The organism is Hungatella effluvii (genome assembly GCF_003201875.1).
Classification (GTDB): domain Bacteria; phylum Bacillota; class Clostridia; order Lachnospirales; family Lachnospiraceae; genus Hungatella; species Hungatella effluvii.
Map to the genome: position 1 here is coordinate 54,619 of NZ_QJKD01000016.1, position 20,827 is coordinate 75,445.

General features: G+C 49.3%; 17 protein-coding genes. All 17 read left to right on the forward strand.

Translation table 11 applies throughout. The features are described from left to right. Positions 1-2 precede the first annotated feature (2 nt). The 17 genes from DFR60_RS23965 to DFR60_RS24045 all read left to right on the forward strand — a co-directional run bounded on the left by DFR60_RS23965 (position 3) and on the right by DFR60_RS24045 (position 20,792). On the forward strand, positions 3-1,226 hold the full coding sequence (locus DFR60_RS23965; RefSeq protein WP_110325146.1) for an MFS transporter: 1,224 nt from the start codon (positions 3-5) through the stop codon (positions 1,224-1,226). After that, on the forward strand, positions 1,219-2,262 hold the full coding sequence (locus DFR60_RS23970) for a nucleoside hydrolase (protein WP_110325147.1): 1,044 nt from the start codon (positions 1,219-1,221) through the stop codon (positions 2,260-2,262). Before DFR60_RS23965 ends, DFR60_RS23970 begins: the two co-directional genes overlap by 8 nt. A gap of 65 nt (positions 2,263-2,327) precedes the next feature. Continuing rightward, positions 2,328-3,326: a nucleoside hydrolase gene (locus DFR60_RS23975; protein WP_110325148.1), complete on the forward strand. Its 999-nt coding sequence runs from the start codon at positions 2,328-2,330 to the stop codon at positions 3,324-3,326. Positions 3,327-3,498: 172 nt separating this feature from the next. Further along, positions 3,499-4,554 (forward strand): LacI family DNA-binding transcriptional regulator, encoded by a 1,056-nt coding sequence (locus DFR60_RS23980; protein WP_243005168.1) that lies wholly within the window; start codon positions 3,499-3,501, stop codon positions 4,552-4,554. Between the two features lie 461 nt (positions 4,555-5,015). Further along, a complete protein-coding gene (locus DFR60_RS23985; RefSeq protein ID WP_110325150.1) occupies positions 5,016-6,452 on the forward strand; it encodes an ABC transporter substrate-binding protein in 1,437 nt (478 codons plus the stop codon). Between the two features lie 106 nt (positions 6,453-6,558). Beyond that, a complete protein-coding gene (locus DFR60_RS23990; RefSeq protein WP_002601214.1) occupies positions 6,559-7,428 on the forward strand; it encodes a carbohydrate ABC transporter permease in 870 nt (289 codons plus the stop codon). A 9-nt stretch (positions 7,429-7,437) separates the two neighbouring features. After that, positions 7,438-8,280 carry a carbohydrate ABC transporter permease gene (locus DFR60_RS23995; RefSeq protein WP_002601213.1) on the forward strand — a complete coding sequence of 281 codons (843 nt, stop codon included), beginning with the start codon at positions 7,438-7,440 and terminating at the stop codon, positions 8,278-8,280. A gap of 68 nt (positions 8,281-8,348) precedes the next feature. Continuing rightward, positions 8,349-10,583 (forward strand): ADP-ribosylglycohydrolase family protein, encoded by a 2,235-nt coding sequence (locus DFR60_RS24000; RefSeq protein ID WP_243005169.1) that lies wholly within the window; start codon positions 8,349-8,351, stop codon positions 10,581-10,583. A gap of 12 nt (positions 10,584-10,595) precedes the next feature. Beyond that, complete coding sequence (locus DFR60_RS24005; protein WP_110325153.1) at positions 10,596-12,704, forward strand: ADP-ribosylglycohydrolase family protein; 2,109 nt, start codon at positions 10,596-10,598, stop codon at positions 12,702-12,704. A 33-nt stretch (positions 12,705-12,737) separates the two neighbouring features. Next, positions 12,738-13,706, forward strand: coding sequence for a carbohydrate kinase family protein (locus DFR60_RS24010; RefSeq protein ID WP_110325154.1), 969 nt, complete (start codon positions 12,738-12,740; stop codon positions 13,704-13,706). Next, positions 13,696-14,598, forward strand: coding sequence for a nucleoside phosphorylase (locus DFR60_RS24015; protein ID WP_002601209.1), 903 nt, complete (start codon positions 13,696-13,698; stop codon positions 14,596-14,598). The genes DFR60_RS24010 and DFR60_RS24015 overlap by 11 nt, the downstream gene beginning before the upstream one ends. Position 14,599: 1 nt before the next feature. Continuing rightward, positions 14,600-15,742: an SIS domain-containing protein gene (locus tag DFR60_RS24020; RefSeq protein ID WP_110325155.1), complete on the forward strand. Its 1,143-nt coding sequence runs from the start codon at positions 14,600-14,602 to the stop codon at positions 15,740-15,742. A gap of 14 nt (positions 15,743-15,756) precedes the next feature. Beyond that, a complete protein-coding gene (locus DFR60_RS24025) occupies positions 15,757-16,164 on the forward strand; it encodes a secondary thiamine-phosphate synthase enzyme YjbQ (protein ID WP_110325156.1) in 408 nt (135 codons plus the stop codon). Between the two features lie 63 nt (positions 16,165-16,227). Beyond that, positions 16,228-17,181 (forward strand): nucleoside hydrolase, encoded by a 954-nt coding sequence (locus DFR60_RS24030; RefSeq protein ID WP_110325157.1) that lies wholly within the window; start codon positions 16,228-16,230, stop codon positions 17,179-17,181. Positions 17,182-17,196: 15 nt separating this feature from the next. After that, the gene (locus tag DFR60_RS24035) at positions 17,197-18,309 is read left to right on the forward strand and encodes a nucleoside 2-deoxyribosyltransferase (protein ID WP_110325158.1); all 1,113 of its coding nucleotides are present in this window, start codon (positions 17,197-17,199) and stop codon (positions 18,307-18,309) included. Positions 18,310-18,344: 35 nt separating this feature from the next. Next, positions 18,345-19,220 carry a ribokinase gene (locus tag DFR60_RS24040; protein ID WP_110325200.1) on the forward strand — a complete coding sequence of 292 codons (876 nt, stop codon included), beginning with the start codon at positions 18,345-18,347 and terminating at the stop codon, positions 19,218-19,220. Between the two features lie 279 nt (positions 19,221-19,499). After that, positions 19,500-20,792, forward strand: coding sequence for an alkaline phosphatase family protein (locus tag DFR60_RS24045; protein WP_110325159.1), 1,293 nt, complete (start codon positions 19,500-19,502; stop codon positions 20,790-20,792). Positions 20,793-20,827 lie beyond the last annotated feature (35 nt).

The window sequence follows — 20,827 nt, forward strand, 5'->3', positions numbered from 1 at the left end:
GAATGATGACAAAATTCAGAGCAAAACTGGACAGCGTACTGATCTCGGGCGCTCATGCCGGATATTGGGCAGGGGCTACGGTATTTTCCTCTTTTCTGGTTACCTTTTTGATTGAAAATGGTTATACGGAGTCTCAAATTGGATTAATTGTAACTTTTATGTCCCTGTTTAACCTGATCTCACAGCCGTTTTGGGGATATTTGGCAGATGCGAAGTGGAATATCAAGGCAGTGACTCTTATCTGTTTGGGGATATCGATTCCGGTGGTCCTGGTGCTTCCTTTGCTGCTGCGGTCAACACTGCTTTTAACGATTGGCTGTATTGTTGCCTCCTGTTTTGAAAATCCGGTTAAGGGACTTCTGGATTCTATCACAAATATAAGCGAAGAGAAAAACCGTTACATCGTCTATGGCATTGCCAGGGGCTGCGGCTCATTTTTCAGTGCAATTGCCAGTCTTCTGGCCGGAAATTTTCTGTACAAATACGGCATAAACTGGGCTTTTGTAATTCACGGTGCGCTTGTTGGATTTTCGCTTATCTGCCTAATTATTTTTTCAGGTAAAGGATATCCGGAGAACAAAGATATCCGGCGAAATGTGACCAGAAAAAAAGATATGACACTGAAACGGGCCGTGAAGGAATTATCGGAGAACCGGCTGTTCCTGGCAGTATTTGTTAGTACGGTCCTGCTAAATATAGGATTGAAGGCCGGCCTTACTTTTACACCGGTGATGATTAATAATTTCGGAGGAAACAGCAGCCATAACGGGTATTCCATGGCGGTCAATACCATTGGAATGCTGCCGATGATGGTGCTGTACAGCTGGCTGTACCGGAAAAAGAAAATCAGTAATGCAGTAATTTATCTGTGGGCCTGTCTGTTTACTGTGATTAGAATTGCCAGCTTGGCTATGGTGAATTCATTGTGGCCGCTTATCTTCGTACAAATTATTAATTCCTTGTCATACGGATTTTTACAGCCTGCAATGATAGAATCTATACGTCAGACCACACCTCTGTATTTAAGATCTACGGCGATTACGCTGGTTACGGGAGTCTATCTGGCAATAGCCAGCGTTACGGGGGATTATCTGGCTGGTGTTCTGATTGAACATGTGGGGATGAAACCGATGTTCGGCATTTGTACGGTTCTGGCGATTCTTGGAACTATTGCTTATTTACCGGTCTTAAGGGCCGCAAATGGAGGAAAACAGAACTATGAGTGAAGAGAAAAAAATACCGGTTGTCATTGACTGTGATCCGGGCCATGATGATATGATGGCACTGGTTCTGGCCTATGGTTCCGGAAAATTGGATATCCGGGCAGTTACTACTGTCGCGGGTAATAACACGATCAGCAATACTACTAATAATGCGCTGAACGTACTTCATTATATTGGTGCAGACGAGATTCCGGTAGCAATGGGCTATCAGGATCCTATTGTTCGAAGTCATAAAGAGTCTATGGATCGGCTGAAAGCCAGAAGGCCAAAACCAACCAATAACTCGGAGAAGAGCCGAGAAAATACGGAAAATATTACCGGAGCATCGGTTCATGGTATTACCGGCCTTGATGGATTTACATTTCCTCCTGACAATCCGAAAAAGCCCGAATCAATTAGGGCAGTTGAGATGATTGCCAGAGTGGTGAGAGAAAGCGAGGCCCCCATAACTCTGATTCCTACAGGGCCGCTTACAAATATAGGGCTATTTATCAAAGCGTTTCCGGACCTTACCCATAAAATCAAACGAATATCCCTGATGGGAGGAACCTGTGAGTTTATATTAAGTCGTCCCTTTATGGAGTTTAATACCTTTGTTGATCCGGAAGCAACTAAGATTGTATTTGAAAGCGGTATTCCAATTACTATGTTCGGTTATGATGTGACTTACTCTGTTCTTTATGACAGGCGTACAATAGATCAAATTGAAGCGGTTGGTAATCAAAGCAGCGGTATGGTGAAAAGTCTGCTGGATACCTTTATGGTCCGTCACAACAGTTCTCTTAATCATTTGAAACTGAAAGATTCCTGTCCAGTGCATGATGCCTGTGCTGTAGCGGGGGTCATTGATCCAGAGTTGATTACTGAGTCAAAAATGATCCATGTAGATATAGAAACATCCGGTACATATTTTGATGGCGCTACAGTATGCGATTATGTCAGCGCACTGGGCCTGGAGCCGAATGTGGAGGTGGTATACCGTATGGATAATGAGAAGTTTCTTTCCATGCTGGTGGAAGCTGTGCGTAACTGTAAATAAAAGGCATGAATAGGAATCCTGCCAAAACATAATAAGTATTTAAAGAAAGGGCAAGGCCAGATAGTATGAAGAAAATTCCTGTGATTATTGACTGTGATCCCGGACATGATGATATGATGGCTCTGGTGCTGGCGATAGGAAGTCCTGCGCTGGATGTAAAACTTGTTACTACGGTGGCTGGGAACAAGCCTCTTGAAATGGTGACCAGGAACTGTCTGAATGTAATGCACTATATTGGAGCGGATGATATCCCGATAGCGGTTGGATGTGACAGCCCTCTTGTGCGGCCACAAAATCATGTGGATCCCCTGCTTGCGGAGATGCGCCGCAATACCGGCGCTATTTCAGAAGGTGCGCATGGTAAATCAGGACTTGATGGATTTACATTCCCGGAAGACAACCCGAAAAAACCAGAAGAAATCAGGGCTGTTGAGTATATGGCGAAGATCCTTAAGGAATCAGAAGAACCAGTAACATTAATTCCAACGGGACCGCTCACGAATGTGGCGCTTTTACTGAAATGTTATCCTGATTTGAAACCGAAGATTAAAAAGATCTCTATGATGGGCGGTACCTGTAAATTTGTTTTTACAAGAAAATATATGGAATTTAATACCTTTGTTGACCCGGAAGCGACCAAGATTGTTTTTGAAAGCGGACTGCCTATTGATATGTACGGTTATGATGTGACGTACTCTGTACTTTATGACAAAGAAGCCATCGAACGGATGCGCCGTAATGGCAATCAAAGTTCTTTGATGGTCGCGGACTTACTGGATACGTTCATGTACCGCCATAACCACGCTTTCCGATGGCTGGGACTCACGGATGTCTGCCCGATTCACGATGCCTGTGCGGTTGCCGGCGTTATTGCCCCTGATCTCGTGACAGAAGCTGCTTATATGCACGTGGATATTCAGACAGATGGAAAACTGTTTGACGGGGCGACGGTTTGTGACTACGAGGATATACTGGGCGGAGAGAAAAATGTAAGAGTAATATTCAACATGAATACTCCGGGATTTATTGATTTGCTGGTGCGCTCCGGGGCGGCCTGCAAGTAAGGCGACATGCTGTTTTGGTATCCGGTAAATCTCCTGTTGCAGGGATTTACCGGATATTTTCATTTTGCATGTAAAGAATCATGAGAAAAGAAGAAAACAGTTGACGCCACCTGATAAATATTATATATTATCGGTAAATATATTTATCAACTAACCATTGGGAGGGATAACATTGAAAGTAAAAGTAAAAGACATTGCAAAAGCGGCAGGGGTATCGCCCACCACGGTGTCACTGGTTTTAAATAACCGCCCTTCCAGAATTGCGGAGGACACGAAGGAGCATATTCTCCGGGTCGCCAGAGAAATGCAGTTTCAGAAGGAATCGGAAATAGATTTTTCAGAGTTTAAGAAGGTGAAGACGCTCGGCATGGTGGTGCCGGACGTGATGAGTTCTTTTTATCACAGGCTGGCGGAGGAAACGTCCAGACATGCGTTTTACCAGGAATACACAGTCTTTCAGTGTTACACCAATGACGATATCCAGTGCTTCTATATGGCGGTGGAAGGGCTGATGGCCAAGAACGTGGATGGGATCATCATCATACCGCCCAGAACGATGGATAAAGAAAATGTGAAGCTGCTAAAATCGCTGCAGAAGAGCGGAGTTCCCATGGTGCTGCTGGATCGGGCGGCGTATGCGGTGTTCTGTGATTTTGTGACGGCGGACAACAAACACGGCGGGCGGATTGCCACGGAATATTTGATTAAGCACGGCCATAACGGAATCGGCTGCCTCGTAGGCGAGGCAAATGTCTACACCTCCAGAAAGCGTGTGGAGGGATACCGCGAAGCACTGGCAGCGGCGAAGATTCCATTTGATAAAGATCTTGTTTATTACGGGAATTACGATATAGAGTCAGGACGGGCCGGAATGGAGATCTTGTGGGAAAAAGGCGTTACCGCGGTGGTTGCAGGCAATGATCTGATGGCCTATGGCGTGTATCTCTTTGCAAAGGAGCATCACCTTTCCATACCCGGTGATTTATCGGTGATCGGCTATGACAATACGGAGCTGTGCGGCCTTATGGACGTGCCGCTGACGAGTGTGGACCAGAATACCGATACGATGGCCTCCAAGGCAGTTGAAGTATTGCTGCGAAGAATCGAGGAGCCGGCCGCGGATGAACCGGAACCGGCCAGAAACTATTATTTCACGCCGTATGTGGTGGAGCGTGATTCGGTGGGAGTGATGAATCAGAGCTCAGCAAAGCGCAGTGAAATGCGGTAAGACACAGTGAAAAAAGATGAAACGCCGTAATTCGCAATAAGCAGCAAGGAAAAGTCGATTGATAGATAAATAACGGATAAATAAAAGCTAAATAAAAGTTAAATACCACATATTGCAAAGGCAGGAAACGAAGAGTATTGATTCGTTTCCTGCCTTTATTTTTTTGCGTTTTGTCAACGGCGAATTTGAATAAATAAAACAGGAAAAAATAAAAGAATCAGTTTAACTCCTGTTTATCTGCACAAATTTGGATTATATGTACAAAAAATATATTAAAATAACTGACAAATAAGAATAAATCACCATTAAAATACAGGGAGAAAATGAAAATTCTGAATTCATTTTTCGTATTGACAAAAGTAGATAAAATGATATAATGAAATTACAGAAACATTTATCACAAATTTATCAAGTGCTTAAAGGTACCGTGAAAATTTCAGTGAAAAAGGAGAGAAAAGTAAATGAAAAAAAGATTTTTTGCAGCAGCTTTATCAGTTGCCATGGTTGGAACTCTTTTGTCAGGGTGCAGCATATCCACAACCAGCACGCCGGAGAACGATGCGGCAGGAACTACGGCAGCAGCGGGTGAGACGGCGGCGGCTGAGACGACAACAGCAAGCCAGGATTTAAAGGGGCGTGAAGAGATCACTTTGTGGTTCTGGGGCGCAGAGCCATACGCACAGGAAGCGATGCAGCGAATCCTGGCAGATAAGTATAACAGCTCTCAGGATAAGTATAAGCTGGCTATCGAATTCAGACCATCGGTTGATACGGATATGTCAACTGCACTGGCAGCAAATCAGGGACCCGATATCGTATATGGTTCCGGTCCATCTTTCGTTATGCCGCTTGTAGAGGCAGGAAAACTGGAGCCGCTGGATACCTATTCCGAACAGTACGGGTGGAGTGAGCGGATCCTGAAGCCGTTCTATGAATCTGGAACCGTGAACGGAAAACTGTACAGTTTAATCAGCGGTGTCAGCACGATGGGAGTCTTTTATAATAAGAAGGTACTGGCTGATAACGGCTGGGAAGTTCCGAAGACGATCGAAGACATGGAGAAGATCATGGATGACGCCCTCGCAAAGGGATTGTATGCATCTGTTACGGGAAACAAGGGCTGGAAACCAGTGAATGAAAACTATGCTTCCGTATTTTTAACTCATGTAGCAGGACCGGAGACCATGTACAAATGTCTGACCGGAGAAGAAAAATGGAACAATCCGAATGTCACCGCAGCAATCGAGAAGTCAAAGGAATGGTGGGATAAAGGATATCTTGCAGGTGATGATTATGTAAACTTAAATTTCAGTGAATCGCTGCAGCTTTTATCTGATGAAAAAGCTCCGTTCTTTATTGGGCCGTCAATCGCATTCCAGTGGGCAGCATCCTTCTTTACCGGAGATAAGACAGAAAATATTGCGTTTATCCCATTCCCTTCCACAGAGACGGTTCCCAATGAAACGTATACCCTGGGCGCTTCCTGTACCCTGTCCATTAATGCCAATGTGAGCCAGGAACATAAGGATGAAGCAGCTAAGATTATTGATATGATGTTCCAGCCGGAATTCATGCAGGAGATGACAACCGCATGGCCGGGATACTGGGGAACTCCTCTGAAAGATTTAAACACCATTGACACCAGCAAGATGGGATATTTATCACAGTCCTTTGTTGATGTTGTAAAAAATATTTCAGCTGCTGTGGATAAAGGAAACTTCGGTTATTATGACAATGTATTTTTCCCGGCTTCCACACAGCAGAGTATGGTGAACATTGAGGATGTCTGGTACGATACGGTACCGGTATCCGAATATCTGGATAAGATAGACAAGGATTTTGCGGAAGCACTTGCAAAGGGCCTTGTACCTCCGATTCCGGAACCGGCAATGAACTGATATCAGCACAGCACAGGCAACTTAAAAAGGGAAGAAGGGAGATGGCCGGTATGCAGGAAGGAAACAGCATACCGGTCATTTTTCTCCAATGAAGAGGAGGTTTCCAATGAAGAGTAAAAAGATAAACTGGAATTATCTTTTGATTGCTCCGGCGCTGCTCATCAGCGTGTCCGTTATCCTGCTCCCGGGAATCATGACCATCGTCTATTCCTTTACGGATTATAACGGTATTTCGCAGAATTTTAATTTTATAGGGCTGCAGAATTTTAAAGAATTGTTTCACGACAGGATTTTCTTTTTGGCAATCCGCAACAACTTAATCTGGACCATTATGTTCATCACAATTCCGGTGTGTATCGGTATGCTGGCCGCGATGCTTCTCTTATCGAGATCGAAGACGAGAAGTATCTATCAGGTGGCCTTTTTAATTCCTTACGTTCTGGCTCCGGCGGTAAATGCCATGCTGTGGCTGAATGTGATTTTCAGCCCGGTTGTTGGTGTTGTTTCATTTTTAAAGAATTTTGGAATCGACTTGGGATCGCCTCTTGCCAGTATGAAAAGCGCGATATTTGCCTGTGCTGGCGTCGATATCTGGCATTACTGGAGCTATTTAACCGTTATTTATCTGGCGGCATTACGACAGACGCCGACCGATCAGGTGGAGGCTGCCAGGATCGACGGCTGTAATGGCTGGCAGTTATTCCGCTACATTTATCTGCCGAATATTAAGTCCACGGTAAATCTGATGTTTGTCATGATAGTCATTGGTTCCTTCCTTGCATTTGATTACGTCAAGCTGCTGACCGGCGGAGGTCCGGCACATTCGACAGAGGTACTTGGTACATACGCCTACTCCTTTGCATTCAGTGAGATGAAGGTAGGCAAGGCGGCCGCGGTTGGTCTCTTTATGAGTTTCTTTGGGTTGATTGCTTCTCTGATTTATACGCGAATGAGCCGCAAAGAAAACATGGATTAGGAGGAGAATATGGGAGTTTCTTCGAAAAAGAAAAGAATATGGATCAATGTGCTGATTCATTTTGTATTGATTCTGCTTTTGCTTATCTGCCTGCTTCCGATTGCGCTGGTGGTCATCAACGCATTTAAGACAAATGCTGAAATCGTAAGGAATCCATTGTCGATTCCCAAAGTGCTTCATCTGGAGAATTTTATCCAGGCGTGGACGACAGGTAAATTTGCCCATGGGTTTATCAACAGTATCAAGCTGAGCGGCTGTACGATTCTCATCATTTTGGTCTGCTCCACTCTGGCGGGCTATGTGCTGTCGGGTTACCGGATCAAGGGGAGCGGCATCATACTCACCTATTTTATGATGGCGATGACTGTTCCGATTCAGTTGTTCTTATTCCCGCTGTATTATGCATTTGCAAAGCTTAACCTGATCGGAAATATTCCGGCAACCAGTCTGATTCTGTCGGCTATGTTTATGCCGCTGTCGGTATTTCTGATGAGAACATTTTTCTTAAATGTGCCGAAGGAACTGGAGGACGCGGCCAGAATTGACGGGGCCAACACAGGACAGGTGATCTGGCATGTGATGCGTCCGGTGGTTTCGCCGGGGTTAATCACAGTTGGAATTCTGATCGGCCTTCAGTCCTGGAATGAATATCTTGTATCCAGTACCTTCTTACAGGGGGAAAAGAACTTTACCGCTACTTTAGGATTTCTGTCTATGAACGGAAGCTACGGATCCAACATGTCGATTCTGATGGCATCCTCGGTAATCCTGATCGCGCCGATCGTCGTCTTCTTCCTTTGCGCTCAGAGATACTTTGTAGACGGCATGGTAAGCGGAGCGGTGAAAGGCTAGGACTGCCATGCGGACAGAAGACAGAGATGAACTGTTACATTAAATTGATATAAATGGAGGAACTCAACGTGAAAAACATAGCTCGTTTCAAAAATGACATCTACGCCGGCGTACTGGGAAAGATTATCGGTGTTTACCTGGGACGTCCGGTAGAGGGGTGGACTTACGAGGCCATCCGGGACACCTTTGGTGAGATCAACTACTATAAGAATCACAGGACCGGAGCCCCTTTAATCGTTCCGGACGACGATATCTCGGGAACCTTTGCGTTCTTTAGGAGTCTGGAGGACAACAAGTTCGATCCGGACATCCGGGCGGAGCAGATCGGGGACAGCTGGTTAAATTATATTATTGAGAATGAGACCATCCTCTGGTGGGGAGGCCTCTCAAGAAGCACGGAGCACACCGCGTATCTGCGCCTTAAAAATGGAATCAGGGCTCCGAAGAGCGGTTCCATCGAGTTAAACGGGCGGAGCATGGCGGAACAGATCGGTTCGGAGATTTTTATCGACACATGGGCCATGGCAAATCCGGGCAATCCGGAGCGGGCGGCTAAGATGGCCAGGGAAGCGGCTGGCGTCAGCCACGACGGAATCGCCATCGACGCAGCGGTTTATCTGGCTGTTATGGAGTCGCTGGCCTTTGTGGAGAAGGATATTGACAAGCTGCTGGATGCGGGCCTTGCCTACATAGAAAATCCGGAATTTATCCGGCTGGTCGGAGCGGTCAGGGAACAGTGTGCAAAGGCGTCTGACTGGAGGGAAGTGAGACAGTGGATCGCAGATCATCATGGATATGAGAAGTATCCCGGTAACTGTCCGATGGTGACAAACCATTTGACTCTTTTGATGGCATTTATCATGGGAGGCGATGATTTTAACAAAGCGTGTATGATCGCCTGCAGTTCCGGCTGGGATACGGACTGCAATTCCGGCAATGTCGGCTGTCTGAATGGAATACGGCTGGGGTTGGACGGTTTTGGCACGAGCACGGATTTGAGGAAGGCCGTAGCGGACCGGTTATATGTGGTCACCAGCGACGGAGGTTCCTGCATTTCAGATGCGGTGCAGGAGACCAGGAAAATCTTAAAGGCGGCCTGCCGTCTGGAATATGAGCCGGTTGATTTCCCGGAGGAGCGTCTGGCCTTCGAATATCCGGGCGCCGTTCAGGGGATTGTTCCTTACGATAAGAATACGGAAGAACAGGTACTGTGCGGAATTGATAATCTGGTGGAAAGTCCCAGGCACTGCGATCCGCAGAATGGTAATGAGGAGACAAAAGAGTATGGATGCCGCCTTTCTTACCGCGGCTTAGGGCCTGGGGTGCATGCGACAGCCTGTATCGATACCTTTATTGACCTTCAGCCGAAGGGAAAGGAAGGAACCAGCTACTTTGATGTACTCTGTTCCCCTTCCCTGTACAGCGGCCAGGAAGTGAAGGCCGTTATAGCAGCGGGAGCGGTAAGCCCGGCCTTTACCTTTTTCATCGAGTACTTTAATGAGAAAGATGAGCTGGAGACCTTATCCAGCAGCGCCTTCCAGCTTAACGACGGAGATAATCAGATAAAATGGCGGATTCCCGATGTGGGCGGCCACGCCATCTATCGGCTGGGTATGTCCTTAAGAAGCGGTGCACGCGGAGAACGGCCGGGAAGTCCGATGGAAGGGATGAGCGGCGCGGCAGGCGGTTCCCGTCTGGATGGTTCCGTGATTATCAAATCTCTCGACTGGTCGGGGGCGCCGGAGTGCTACCGCATGGGAAGATCCATGGAAATGACGCCGACCCTGACGCCGTGGACGACGACCACATCATGGCTGAAGACATTTGTCTCATCTGCGGATCATTTCTGCCCGGATTATACAACGACATTTTCCATCTCCCATGCGGCGCCTAACGGTGTTGTGACGACAGGGACCATGGACTGGGATAACTATTCTGTGAAATCGGTGATTACATTTTCTCAGCAGGATGCGGCAGGGCTTGTGGCCCGGGCAAAGGGACACAGAAGGTATTACGGGGCAGTGCTGAAGGACAAAAAGGCTGTGATCTACAAGCAGTGTGATGCAAAACGCACCGTAGTGGAGGAAGCTGCCTTTGATTTTGAAATTGACGATACCCGGGAGCTTACCTTTACTCTGGATGGCCCGCGACTGTCTCTGGCGGTGGATGGGAAAACAGCGGTGAGCGGACAGGATGAGAGTTACCTGTGCGGCGGAGCGGGCTTTGTAGTGGATTCCGGAGCGATCCTGGCGGATGGCTTTGAGGTCAAACGCATCTGCTCCCGCAGGAATAAGAAGGATTGAGAGGAAAAAAGCGTGAGTGTATTAAAATATAGAGAACAGATTTATGCGGGCGTGCTGGGGAAGATTATCGGTGTCTACTTAGGCCGCCCTGTGGAAGGCTGGAGTTACGATAAGATCAGGGAAACCTTTGATGAGGTGAAATACTATGTTCATGAGAAGGTGGGAGTTCCGTTAATTGTGGCGGATGACGATATATCCGGAACGTTCGCATTTTTCAGGGCTTTGGAGGACAATGGATATGACAGGGAACTGCCTGCGAAGGCGTTTGGGGACACATGGCTGAACTATATCATTGAGAATCGGACGATTCTATGGTGGGGCGGCCTGGGGCGGTCAACCGAGCATACGGCTTATTTGAATCTGAAGAACGGCATGGAGGCGCCGGAGAGCGGAGCGATCGGGACCAATGGAACCACGCTGGCGGAGCAGATCGGAGCACAGATTTTCATCGACGCGATCGCCATGGCCTGCCCCGATGATCCGGATCTGGCGGTAAGTCTGGTGAGAAAAGCGGCCAGCGTCAGCCATGACGGCATTGCAGTCGAAGCGGCCTGCCATTTAGCAGCGCTGGAAGCGATGGCGTTTACGGAAAAAGACGTGAACGTGCTTCTGGACCGGGCGGGGGCCTATGTGCAGAACCAGGTTTTAAAGGATATGATCGGTGATGTCCGGGATATCTGCGGAAGAGAATCTGACTGGAGAAAGGTCCGTGAATATCTGGATCCGAAATACGGCTATGAAGTATTTCCGGGCTGCTGCCACATGATTCCCAACCACGCTATGGTGATCGCGGCCATTCTGCTGGGCGGAGACGATTTCCAGAAATCCATTTCCATCGCCTCCTCGGCTGCCTGGGATACAGACTGCAACGCGGGCAATGTAGGCGCATTCAACGGCATCCGGTTGGGGCTTGATGGAATCAATGCGGGAGCGGACTTCCGTACGCCGGTGGCTGATTTGATGTATGTCGTTACCTCGGATGGCGGGTCTGTTGTCTCCGACGCGGTGATAGAGAGCAAAAAGGTTCTTCAGGCTGCGGCCGCACTGCACGGGGAATCAGTTTCCGTATCGGACAAACGGTACACCTTCGAATACCCCGGTTCTCTTCAGGGCTTTGCAGTATGTGACTACGGCCACGGCAATCAGGCGTGCATCGAGCTTTCCAATTATAATGAAATATCGGAGGAGAACGGTCTGCTGATCCGCTGCCGCCACGTGGCGGACGGAGTGACCGCGGACGTTTCCACCCAGACATTTATCGATTTCTCAAAGCTGGCGCAGAACTTCTCTACCGTAGCGTCTCCGACGCTTTACTCCTCTCAGAAGGTGGTGACGGAGGCGGGCTTGGCTGGTTCTACCCGCACCGGTTCACAGGAGGCAGTGACTCTGCGTCCGTATATTCTCTATTACGATATTGAAAATCAGGTCAGAGCCATGTACGGAGATGCGGTTCTGCTGGATGAAACGAAAAAGACATTTGAGTGGACCGTACCGGATACGAAGGGCATGTCCATCTTTAAACTGGGATATGAGGTTGCGGGCAGGAAACGTTTCGACGGGGATGTGGTCATCTACAGTATCGACTGGAAGGGAGCGCCCACGGACTTCGCACAGAGAGGCATGCTGATGACCTCCATCTGGAATACGAATCCGCTTTGGCTGGCCGGCTTTGCCAGCTCCGCGGTTCAGTTTGCGGCAGATTTCAAACATACCTACTGTGTATCCAATGTGGAAGCGGATGGTCTGGTGACGATCGGCAGCAGGGAATGGGAAGATTATACCGTGTCCTCGACAGTCTTCTACAGCCTTCATGAGGCCGGAGGCCTGGTGGTGAGGAGCAGGGGCCATAAGCGGTACTATGGAGCCGCGCTCATGGATTACAGCCGCGCCGTGGTATACGTGCAGAAGGACCGGGAACGGGTGGTTTTGGCGGAGGTGCCATACTCCTATCAGGAGGATGTGGGATATACGCTTACCTTTGCGGCTCATCAGGAGAAGCTGGAATTCTCGGTGAACGGGGAGAAGCTGATCGAGGTGGCGGATGCCACTTACTCGGGCGGCGGAGCCGGATTTACAATTTCGAAAGGAACTATGACGTGTGACAGCTTTATTGTTTCATAGGAAATCGGCTGCATTACAAATAGGAGACAGAACATGGATTATATTATAGCATCGACGGTTGTTACGGATGAGATAAGGTTTGCTGATAAAAAGACAGTGGAAAAGAAGGCGGGCGGAGCAGGGATCTATGCGCTGTGCGGGATCCGGCTCTGGTGCGACAGCGTCATGCCTGTGACGGGTGTTGGAAAAGACTATGCGGAAATGTTTGGAGAATGGTATAAGAAGAATCATATTTCCATGGATGGCCTGATCCAAAAGGACGAGAAGACGCCTTACAATGTAATCCAGTATTTTGAGGACGGAGAGCGGAGTGAGACGGCCCTGTACGGGGCGGATCATTACCGGAAGATCGAGGTGACGCCAAAAGAGCTGGAGCCGTATTTTCAGACTGCAAAGGGGATCTACATTTTCAAGAATACCTCCCCGGAGTTCTGGAACGGGATTCTTCCCATGATGGAAAGCAGTTTTCAGACACGCTCCCGGGCGGCCGCCGTCATGTGGGAGATTGCCAGCGATTCCACCTGTCCGGAATGCCTGGAAGAGGTGAGATGGATCGCCGGAAATGTAGATATCTTTTCTATCAATTTAACGGAGGCCCGGAATTTATTCGGTACAGAGTCTTTGGACGAGATAATCGGGAAATTCAGGGGCTGGATGGACAGTCCCACTCCTTTTGCCGGACAGAATCATTTGAAGCTGATTTTTCTGCGCAGAGGTTCTAAGGGGGCGGTGATGATTACGCCGGAAGAGGCGGTATACGTGCCCACGGTGGATCACGCAAATGTGGTGGATCCTACAGGCGGCGGCAACAGTTCATCAGGCGCGGTGCTTTACGGGTGGTGCAGCGGCCATACCCCGGAGGAGTGCGGCCTGATGGGAAGTATATCGGCCGCCATGTGCCTGGAACAGTACGGCGTTCCAGACGAGATTGGAATGGAGAAGCGGGAGGCCGCACAGAGACTTTTAGCAGCAATGAAAGGAAATAACCCGAATGAAGAGTGAGGAAATCAGAAAGAAACCGTCCATCAGACGGATTCATGAGCAGTATGAATACTATAAAAATGTACCGGAGCGCGGGCTCATGATCAAAGGACGCCCGGCGCTTACCCAGATTGACCACGAAAAGGTGGGGGATTTTGTCCTGATTACGGTGAGGGATCCTCTCTGCGCCTATGATGTGGATCCGGCGAAGAAGATCGCGGACAGACTGGAGCATGCAGAGCTGATCGGCAATTCAGGGATGTTTACCTCTTATACCGGAACGTATAAAGGGGCGAAGATCACCGTGGTCAGCGGCGGCAGCGGATCGCCGGAAATGGAACTGATTTTATATGATTTTATGGAATATACGGACGCGGGAACGTTTCTGCGGGTCGGCGGTTCCGGCGGAATCGGTGATGAGGTGAAGCCGGGAGACGTGGTGATCGCCAGCGGTGTGGTCAGGGAAGAGGCCATGACGAAAGCGTACATACCGGCAGGATATCCGGCGGTCAGCCACTATGAGGTGGTAGGCGCCATGGTGGAAGCCGCCAAAACGCTGGGAGCACCATACCATGTGGGAGTGACCCTGTCCGTGGACAGCGATTTTGTGGGCGGCGGCAGACCGGGGGTCGGCGGATACTTACAGCCGTGGAATATTGAAATAGCCGGAATCTACAACCGGGCCGGCGTGCTGAACGGTGACCGGGAATCTGCGGCGATCGTGACTCTGTCCGCACTGTTTGGACGCAGAGGCGGTTCCATCTGTTCCGTTGCGGATAATCTTTGCACCGGAGAGAAGTTTGAAGCGGGCGGCGGCCATGAGTTTGCGATTGATATCGCACTGGAGGGCTGTGCGGTCTTAAACCGGTTAGATCAGGAAAAGAACGAGAAAAAGGCAGAGGAGAAGCAGTGATATGAGTGAAATGTTGACGAAAGAGTATGACAACCCCATGTGCAGACAGGCGATGAGCCTCCCGGAGCTGATCCGGAGCCAGTATGAGGACCTGGAAGTAAAGACCAGGAAAGTCCTTTCTTTTCAGGAAATATTTAATATTCAGCGTGTGGTGCTGACGGGATGCGGTGATTCCTATGCGGCCTGTATGGCGACAAAGCATGTGTTTGAGATGCTGACTGGCATTCAGGCTGAGGTGGTGACAGCCATCGATTTCGGACGGTATTACAGTGAACGCCACATGGGTGTGGATTGTCAGAATCCACTGGTAATTTCAGTCAGTAACTCAGGCCGTGTGGCCAGGATTTCAGAGGCGGTGCAGCGGGCGAAATTCCATGACTGTTTCGTCCTTGGGATCACAGGAAATTTGACTTCCCCACTGGCCCAGAATTCGGATAAGGTGCTGAAGCTGGATATTCCGCCCTTTGAAAGCGCGCCGGGAACGAGAAGCTATATGGTCAGCGTGATGGCGCTCCTTCTGCTGGCTGTCCGTATCGGTGAGGTGCGGGGCATGTACACCATGGATCAGGCCATGGACTACCGCTATGATATGAAAAATCAGGGGGATTTGCTGGAAGCGCTTCTGCCGCAGATGGCGGAAACGTGTGCGAAGACGGCGGAAGAATGGAAGGATTTCCCCTGCTTTGACTTCGTGGGAGCGGGTTTCGACTACGCGTCAGCGTGGTTTGGCCAGGCGAAGATGCTGGAGGCCACAGGAATATATTCCATGCATATCAACTCGGAGGAATGGTTCCATCTGAACTGTTTCGCTAAGGACCCGGAACACATCGGCACCGTGGTGGTGTCCAATACCACGAATCCGGGACTCAGCAGGACAAAGGACGTAATTCGTTACGGAAAGAAGCTGGGGCGGCCGATGTTAGTCATAACCGATGGAGACGGAGCGGAAGGCGTATCCTGTGTAACCGTGCCGACTCCCAAGTATCCGATTAATATGCCGGTGACCCAGTTCGTCCCGATGTCTCTTCTCGCCGGTTACCTCTCCGCCATGTTGGGAGAGCAGTATGGGCGCGGATGTGAAGGGCCATGGAGCTTCTGCGAAAATGGCTTCTGTGTCCAGAATAATGAGATCGTTTTGAAATAGCGGAGGATGGAAAAATGCTGAAAAACTTTAAAATAAAGACGAAATACAATGAGGTTTACGATATCACGGAACACGTCAAGAAGGCGGTGGAGGAAAGCGGAGTAAGAGAGGGCACCTGCCTCGTTTACAATCCCCATTCCACAGCGGGTCTGGCGGTATTTTCTCCATGGGATCCGGACGGATTTCTGGATCTGGACGAGGAAATCCGCAGGCTGGTGCCCACCCGGATCGATTTCAAACACCAGCACGACACCCCGCAGGATGCGGCAGGCCATGTAAAATCGGCGCTTCTCGGCATTTCCGGGAATTTTATCGTGCATGAGGGAAAGCTGTTGGTCGGCGGGTCCCAGGGCATCTATTTCCTGGAATTTGACGGACCGAGAAACCGGGAATTCTTTGTGAAGATTCAGGCGGATGCGTAGAAACGCTCCCAGATCTGGCAGAAGTTAGAAGGAGCACTCAGATTGAGAAAAGAGGAGAATAAAATGGATAAAAAGAAAATAATCCTGGACTGCGATCCGGGTATGGACGACTCCATGGCCATTATTATGGCCTGTAAATCAGACGCTTTGGAGGTAAAGGCGATTACCGCGGTAAATGGAAACTACCGCGTCGATGTAACCAGCAAAAATGCCTTGAAAGTGCTGGAGCTGATCGGAAGAACGGATATCCCGGTTGGCAAGGGAATGCCGGAGCCGATGGTGAGAAAGTGCCCGAAGGACCCATTTACCCATGGGAAAGACGGTCAGGCGGAAAATAACCTTCCCGATCCGGTGACGCCGCTGAGCAATAAGAACGCAGTGGAATTGATCATAGATACGGTAAAGGCAAATCCGGGAGAAATTTACATCCTCTGCACCGGTCCCATGAGCAATGTGGCCATGGCCATGAAAAAGGCGCCTGAGATCAAGGAGATGATTGCCGGGATCTATGCGATATCCGGAGCGTTCGGTCTGAACCGTTACGCGTATACCAATGCTACAGGCGATACACCGCAGAGCGAATGGAATGTGTATGTGGACCCGGAGGCGGCCGATATTGTATACAATTCCGGTGTGAAGCTGGTGGCTCTGGGCCTCGATGTGGCGACTCATTTCGATGTGAATTTGACGGATGAAGATATCCGCATGCTGGAGGAGAGCGACAAGCCGGAGGCAAAGTTCTTCTTGCAGGCCGTTCATTTTGTAAATGAAAGAGGCTTTGAGGCGTACTGTGCGGTAATCGACTGTATGGCGGTCGGATACGCCATCGATGCTACCCTGGTAAAAACCATTTCCGGCCATGTGGGTATTGAGACGAAGAGTGATTTGACGCTGGGAATGACGGTTCTGGACCGGAGACACCATTTCGTATGGGAATCGCTGCCGGTTGTGGAAATCGGAGAGAGCGCCGATTACGAGAGATTCTTAAAGCTTCTCATGAAGCTTGTGCTGGCTTAAGCGGGAGGTTTGCGTATGTTTGAAAAAGAAAAGATCTATATAGCGGGACCCGAGTGTTTCTATAAGGGCGGCCCGGACATTTTAAATGCAATGAGACGGAGGGCGGAGAGCCTGGGCTTCGGAGTTACGCTTCCCAACGAGCATCCGCTGGATATGGGAAATCCGGATCTTCAGAAGCGGGCAGACAGCATTTTCGAGGATCTGAAAATGATCATGAAGGAGACAACTGTCATTATCGCCGACTTGGAGGCGTACCGCGGCTCCGAAGCGGACAGCGGAACAATCTATGAGATCGGAATGGCGTATGCGGATGGGATAAAATGCTACGGCTACACGAGAGATAAACGCCCGCTGGCATGGAAAGATCAGAAGTATGTGATGAAAGATGGCGTTGTCTACGATGAAAATGGGAAAAAAGCGCCTTACAAGGAGCTGCCATTTTCACCGGCCGTGGTAGGTTCGACGAAGATTGTGGAAGGTGATTTCGACGACTGTCTCGCCATGCTGATGACGGATTTAGAGGAGGAGTGGAAGGCAGAGGGAAGAACGGGCGGTATGGCCGCTGCGCGGGAGGGGATAGCGTCTGGGACGGCGAATGATCCGGCCGGCGCTCCGGCGAAGCCGAGAGTCTACTTATCCGATGTGATCCGGTATGAAGAGGATGCGAAGGAGGTCTACGGCCGCCTTAAGGAGCTTTGCGCTTCTTACGGTCTGGAGGCTGTCACTCCCTGCGACTGGGCGGAAGGATTTCCGGAGACGAAAGGCTTCAACCCCTATGTGAGAGCGGCGGCCCTGACGGAGAATTACTGCCGCCTGGTGAGAAGTTGCGATGCAGTGATCGCCGATCTGAGTGATTACCGCGGCTATGAGTGCTCCAACGATGTGGGATTCGAATGCGGTATGGGGTTTGAGATGGGGAAAAAGCTGTTCGGCTATATGAAAGACGCAAGGCCATGCATCGAGAAAATCCCACATCTGGGCGAGGCCGCAGAGTTCCGCGATATGACAGGCAGCAATGTGGAAAATTTCAATTATCCGGCCAATTTAATGTTCGGAAGCTCCATGAAGATTTATGAGGGGAGCTTTGAACAGATGATTGAGAGGGTGGCGAAGGAACTGAACGTGTGAGATTATGGAAGAAACAGGAAAGGAAGTTTCAGAACATGGCTCGGATTTTAAATTATGGATCGCTGAATATAGATCACGTGTACTCGGTTCCGCACATTGTCAGGCCGGGAGAAACCATTTCCGCCGTGGGATTTAAGGATTTCCCGGGCGGGAAAGGCCTAAACCAGTCGGTGGCGATGGCGAGAGCAGGAGCCATGGTCTTTCACGCCGGAAAGATTGGAAATGACGGTGAATTCTTAAAAAAGATTTTGGTGGCTGACGGTGTGGACTGTACATGGCTGAAAAACAGCAGGAGCCCCAATGGGAGCGCCATCATACAGAAGGACGCAGACGGCCAGAATGCGATCATCTGTTACGCAGGAAGCAACGGAGAGATCAGTCCGGCGGAGATCGACGAGGTCCTGGACCATTTCCAGGAAGGAGACATTCTCGTATCCCAGAATGAGATCAGCAATGTTCCATATCTGATTGAAATGGCGGGAAAACGGGGGATGCGGATCGCTTTTAATCCGTCGCCCATCGATGATACGGTGCTGCACATGGACTTGTCTCCAGTTTCCTGGCTCATTATCAATGAGACGGAGGGCTATGGCCTGACCGGAGAAGAGGAACCGGGGAAGATTGTGAAAAGTCTGATTACCCGGTATCCCAGGATGGCTGTTATTCTGACGCTGGGAGAAGATGGCTCCATGTACTGTCAGGGGGACATGATCCTGCGGCAGGAAGCCTATCGTTTCGGAGTGAGGGATACGACTGCGGCCGGCGATACGTTTCTGGGGTATTTTCTGGGGACGTATGAACTGGAAGGTGATGTGAAGGCAGCGCTCGATATGGCCGCCCGTGCGGCCGGGATCGCAGTGTCAAGAGAAGGGGCGGTGCCGTCGATTCCGGGGGTGGAGGAAGTCAGGTAGAGATAACGGCGGGAGGAATTACCCTTTCTCCTGCCTGTTACGATGGTTCCAAGTGGTGGTATTTGAAAAAATGTGTATGATAAATGCAGTGAAAAAAAATGAAAAAGCTATTGAAATATGATAGCAAATTCGTTATAATATATAAAGTATTAAAGATAATACATTAAAACAAAAAAGAGCAAGAGCAAAAACGAAATACAGAAACACTTAAAAATTTTTTACCATCAAATGTATTGAAGATAATACATTAATAACTATAGCTAAAAGGAGAGGAAAGCTTTGGCAAAGAAAATGGTAATAGTATCTGTGGATGCATTGGTTGGCGAAGATTTAAAACTTGCTTCCACACTTCCGGGATTTAAGAAAATTATGGTTGGCGGAGCGAGAGTGGAGCAGGTCATGAGTGTCTATCCGACACTGACCTATCCTATCCATGTAGTTCAGATGACAGGAAGAAATCTGATGAATCATGGAATTTACAACAATGAGCGCGTCATGCCGGGGCGTCTTTCGCCGGACTGGTTCTGGCAGATCTGGGACTGCAAGGTTCCGACCATATTTGACGCGGCACACCGGAAAGGGCTGACAACTCACGCTGTGATGTGGCCGGTGACGGCACAGGCGGATATCGACTGGCTTCTGCCGGAAGTATGGGATTTACAAAAATGGGAGGATCCTGCAATTATATATAAGAAGAACTGTTCCCCGCAGCTGTTTGACAAGTATTTTGAAAAACACCGGTTTAAACTCGGCTGGCATCCGAAGCCGGAGCTGGATGAATTCGGAGTATCGGTCGCAGAAGATGTGATCCGGAATGAAAAGCCTGATTTAGCCATGATTCATGTGTCGGCAGTTGATATTGCGCGCCATGGTAACGGTATGTTTGGACCAGCTATCGACGATGCGATCCGGAAAGTGGACAGCTGGCTCTGCAGACTGGAGCAGGCGGTTTCAGAAAGCGGCAGGTTTGACGAAACCAATTTTATCATTGTTAGTGACCATGGGCATTTAAAGGTGGATAAGCAGGTGAATTTAAATGTACTTTTTAAAGAAGAGGGACTGATTCAGACAGACGATCACGGTGAGCTTGTAAGTTATCAGGCATACTGCCATTCTTCCGGGCTTTCGGCTCAGATTCTGCTGGCAGATGCGGCCGATACAGAGGTTCGGAAAAAAGTGGAAGCCATCCTGGAATATGCAAAAGACACAGAAGCATTTGGAATTAAGGCGATTTATACGAGGCGCGAAGCCGAGGAAAAATTCCAGCTGTCAGGTCCCTTTGAGTATGTGGTTGAAGGCGTGGGCGGCGTTGCATTTGCAGCAAAATGGGATGGCAGGGTCGTGATCAACGAGGAAGATCCTGATTACGATTACGTGAAGACCTCTCATGGACACCGGCCTCACTTGGGCCCGCAGCCAGTCTTGCTGGCGAAAGGCCCGGATTTTAAGGAGAACGTCACAATCCGGGAGTGCAGTATTCTGGATGAAGTGCCGACATTTGCAGCAGTTCTGGGAGTGGAGATGGAAGGTCTGGAAGGCAGATGCTTACATGAAGTGTTAGTACGCCCTTGATACGGTATACTAACCTGGCCGATAGGAGGGGGACT

Bases quoted from the DNA above. Each gene is read 5' to 3' on its own strand.
- DFR60_RS23965 (WP_110325146.1), top strand. From the start codon at position 3: ATGATGACAAAATTCAGAGCAAAACTGGACAGCGTACTGATCTCGGGC.
- DFR60_RS23970 (WP_110325147.1), top strand. From the start codon at position 1,219: ATGAGTGAAGAGAAAAAAATACCGGTTGTCATTGACTGTGATCCGGGC.
- DFR60_RS23975 (WP_110325148.1), top strand. From the start codon at position 2,328: ATGAAGAAAATTCCTGTGATTATTGACTGTGATCCCGGACATGATGAT.
- DFR60_RS23985 (WP_110325150.1), top strand. From the start codon at position 5,016: ATGAAAAAAAGATTTTTTGCAGCAGCTTTATCAGTTGCCATGGTTGGA.
- DFR60_RS23990 (WP_002601214.1), top strand. From the start codon at position 6,559: ATGAAGAGTAAAAAGATAAACTGGAATTATCTTTTGATTGCTCCGGCG.
- DFR60_RS23995 (WP_002601213.1), top strand. From the start codon at position 7,438: ATGGGAGTTTCTTCGAAAAAGAAAAGAATATGGATCAATGTGCTGATT.
- DFR60_RS24010 (WP_110325154.1), top strand. From the start codon at position 12,738: ATGGATTATATTATAGCATCGACGGTTGTTACGGATGAGATAAGGTTT.
- DFR60_RS24015 (WP_002601209.1), top strand. From the start codon at position 13,696: ATGAAGAGTGAGGAAATCAGAAAGAAACCGTCCATCAGACGGATTCAT.
- DFR60_RS24020 (WP_110325155.1), top strand. From the start codon at position 14,600: ATGAGTGAAATGTTGACGAAAGAGTATGACAACCCCATGTGCAGACAG.
- DFR60_RS24025 (WP_110325156.1), top strand. From the start codon at position 15,757: ATGCTGAAAAACTTTAAAATAAAGACGAAATACAATGAGGTTTACGAT.
- DFR60_RS24030 (WP_110325157.1), top strand. From the start codon at position 16,228: ATGGATAAAAAGAAAATAATCCTGGACTGCGATCCGGGTATGGACGAC.
- DFR60_RS24035 (WP_110325158.1), top strand. From the start codon at position 17,197: ATGTTTGAAAAAGAAAAGATCTATATAGCGGGACCCGAGTGTTTCTAT.
- DFR60_RS24040 (WP_110325200.1), top strand. From the start codon at position 18,345: ATGGCTCGGATTTTAAATTATGGATCGCTGAATATAGATCACGTGTAC.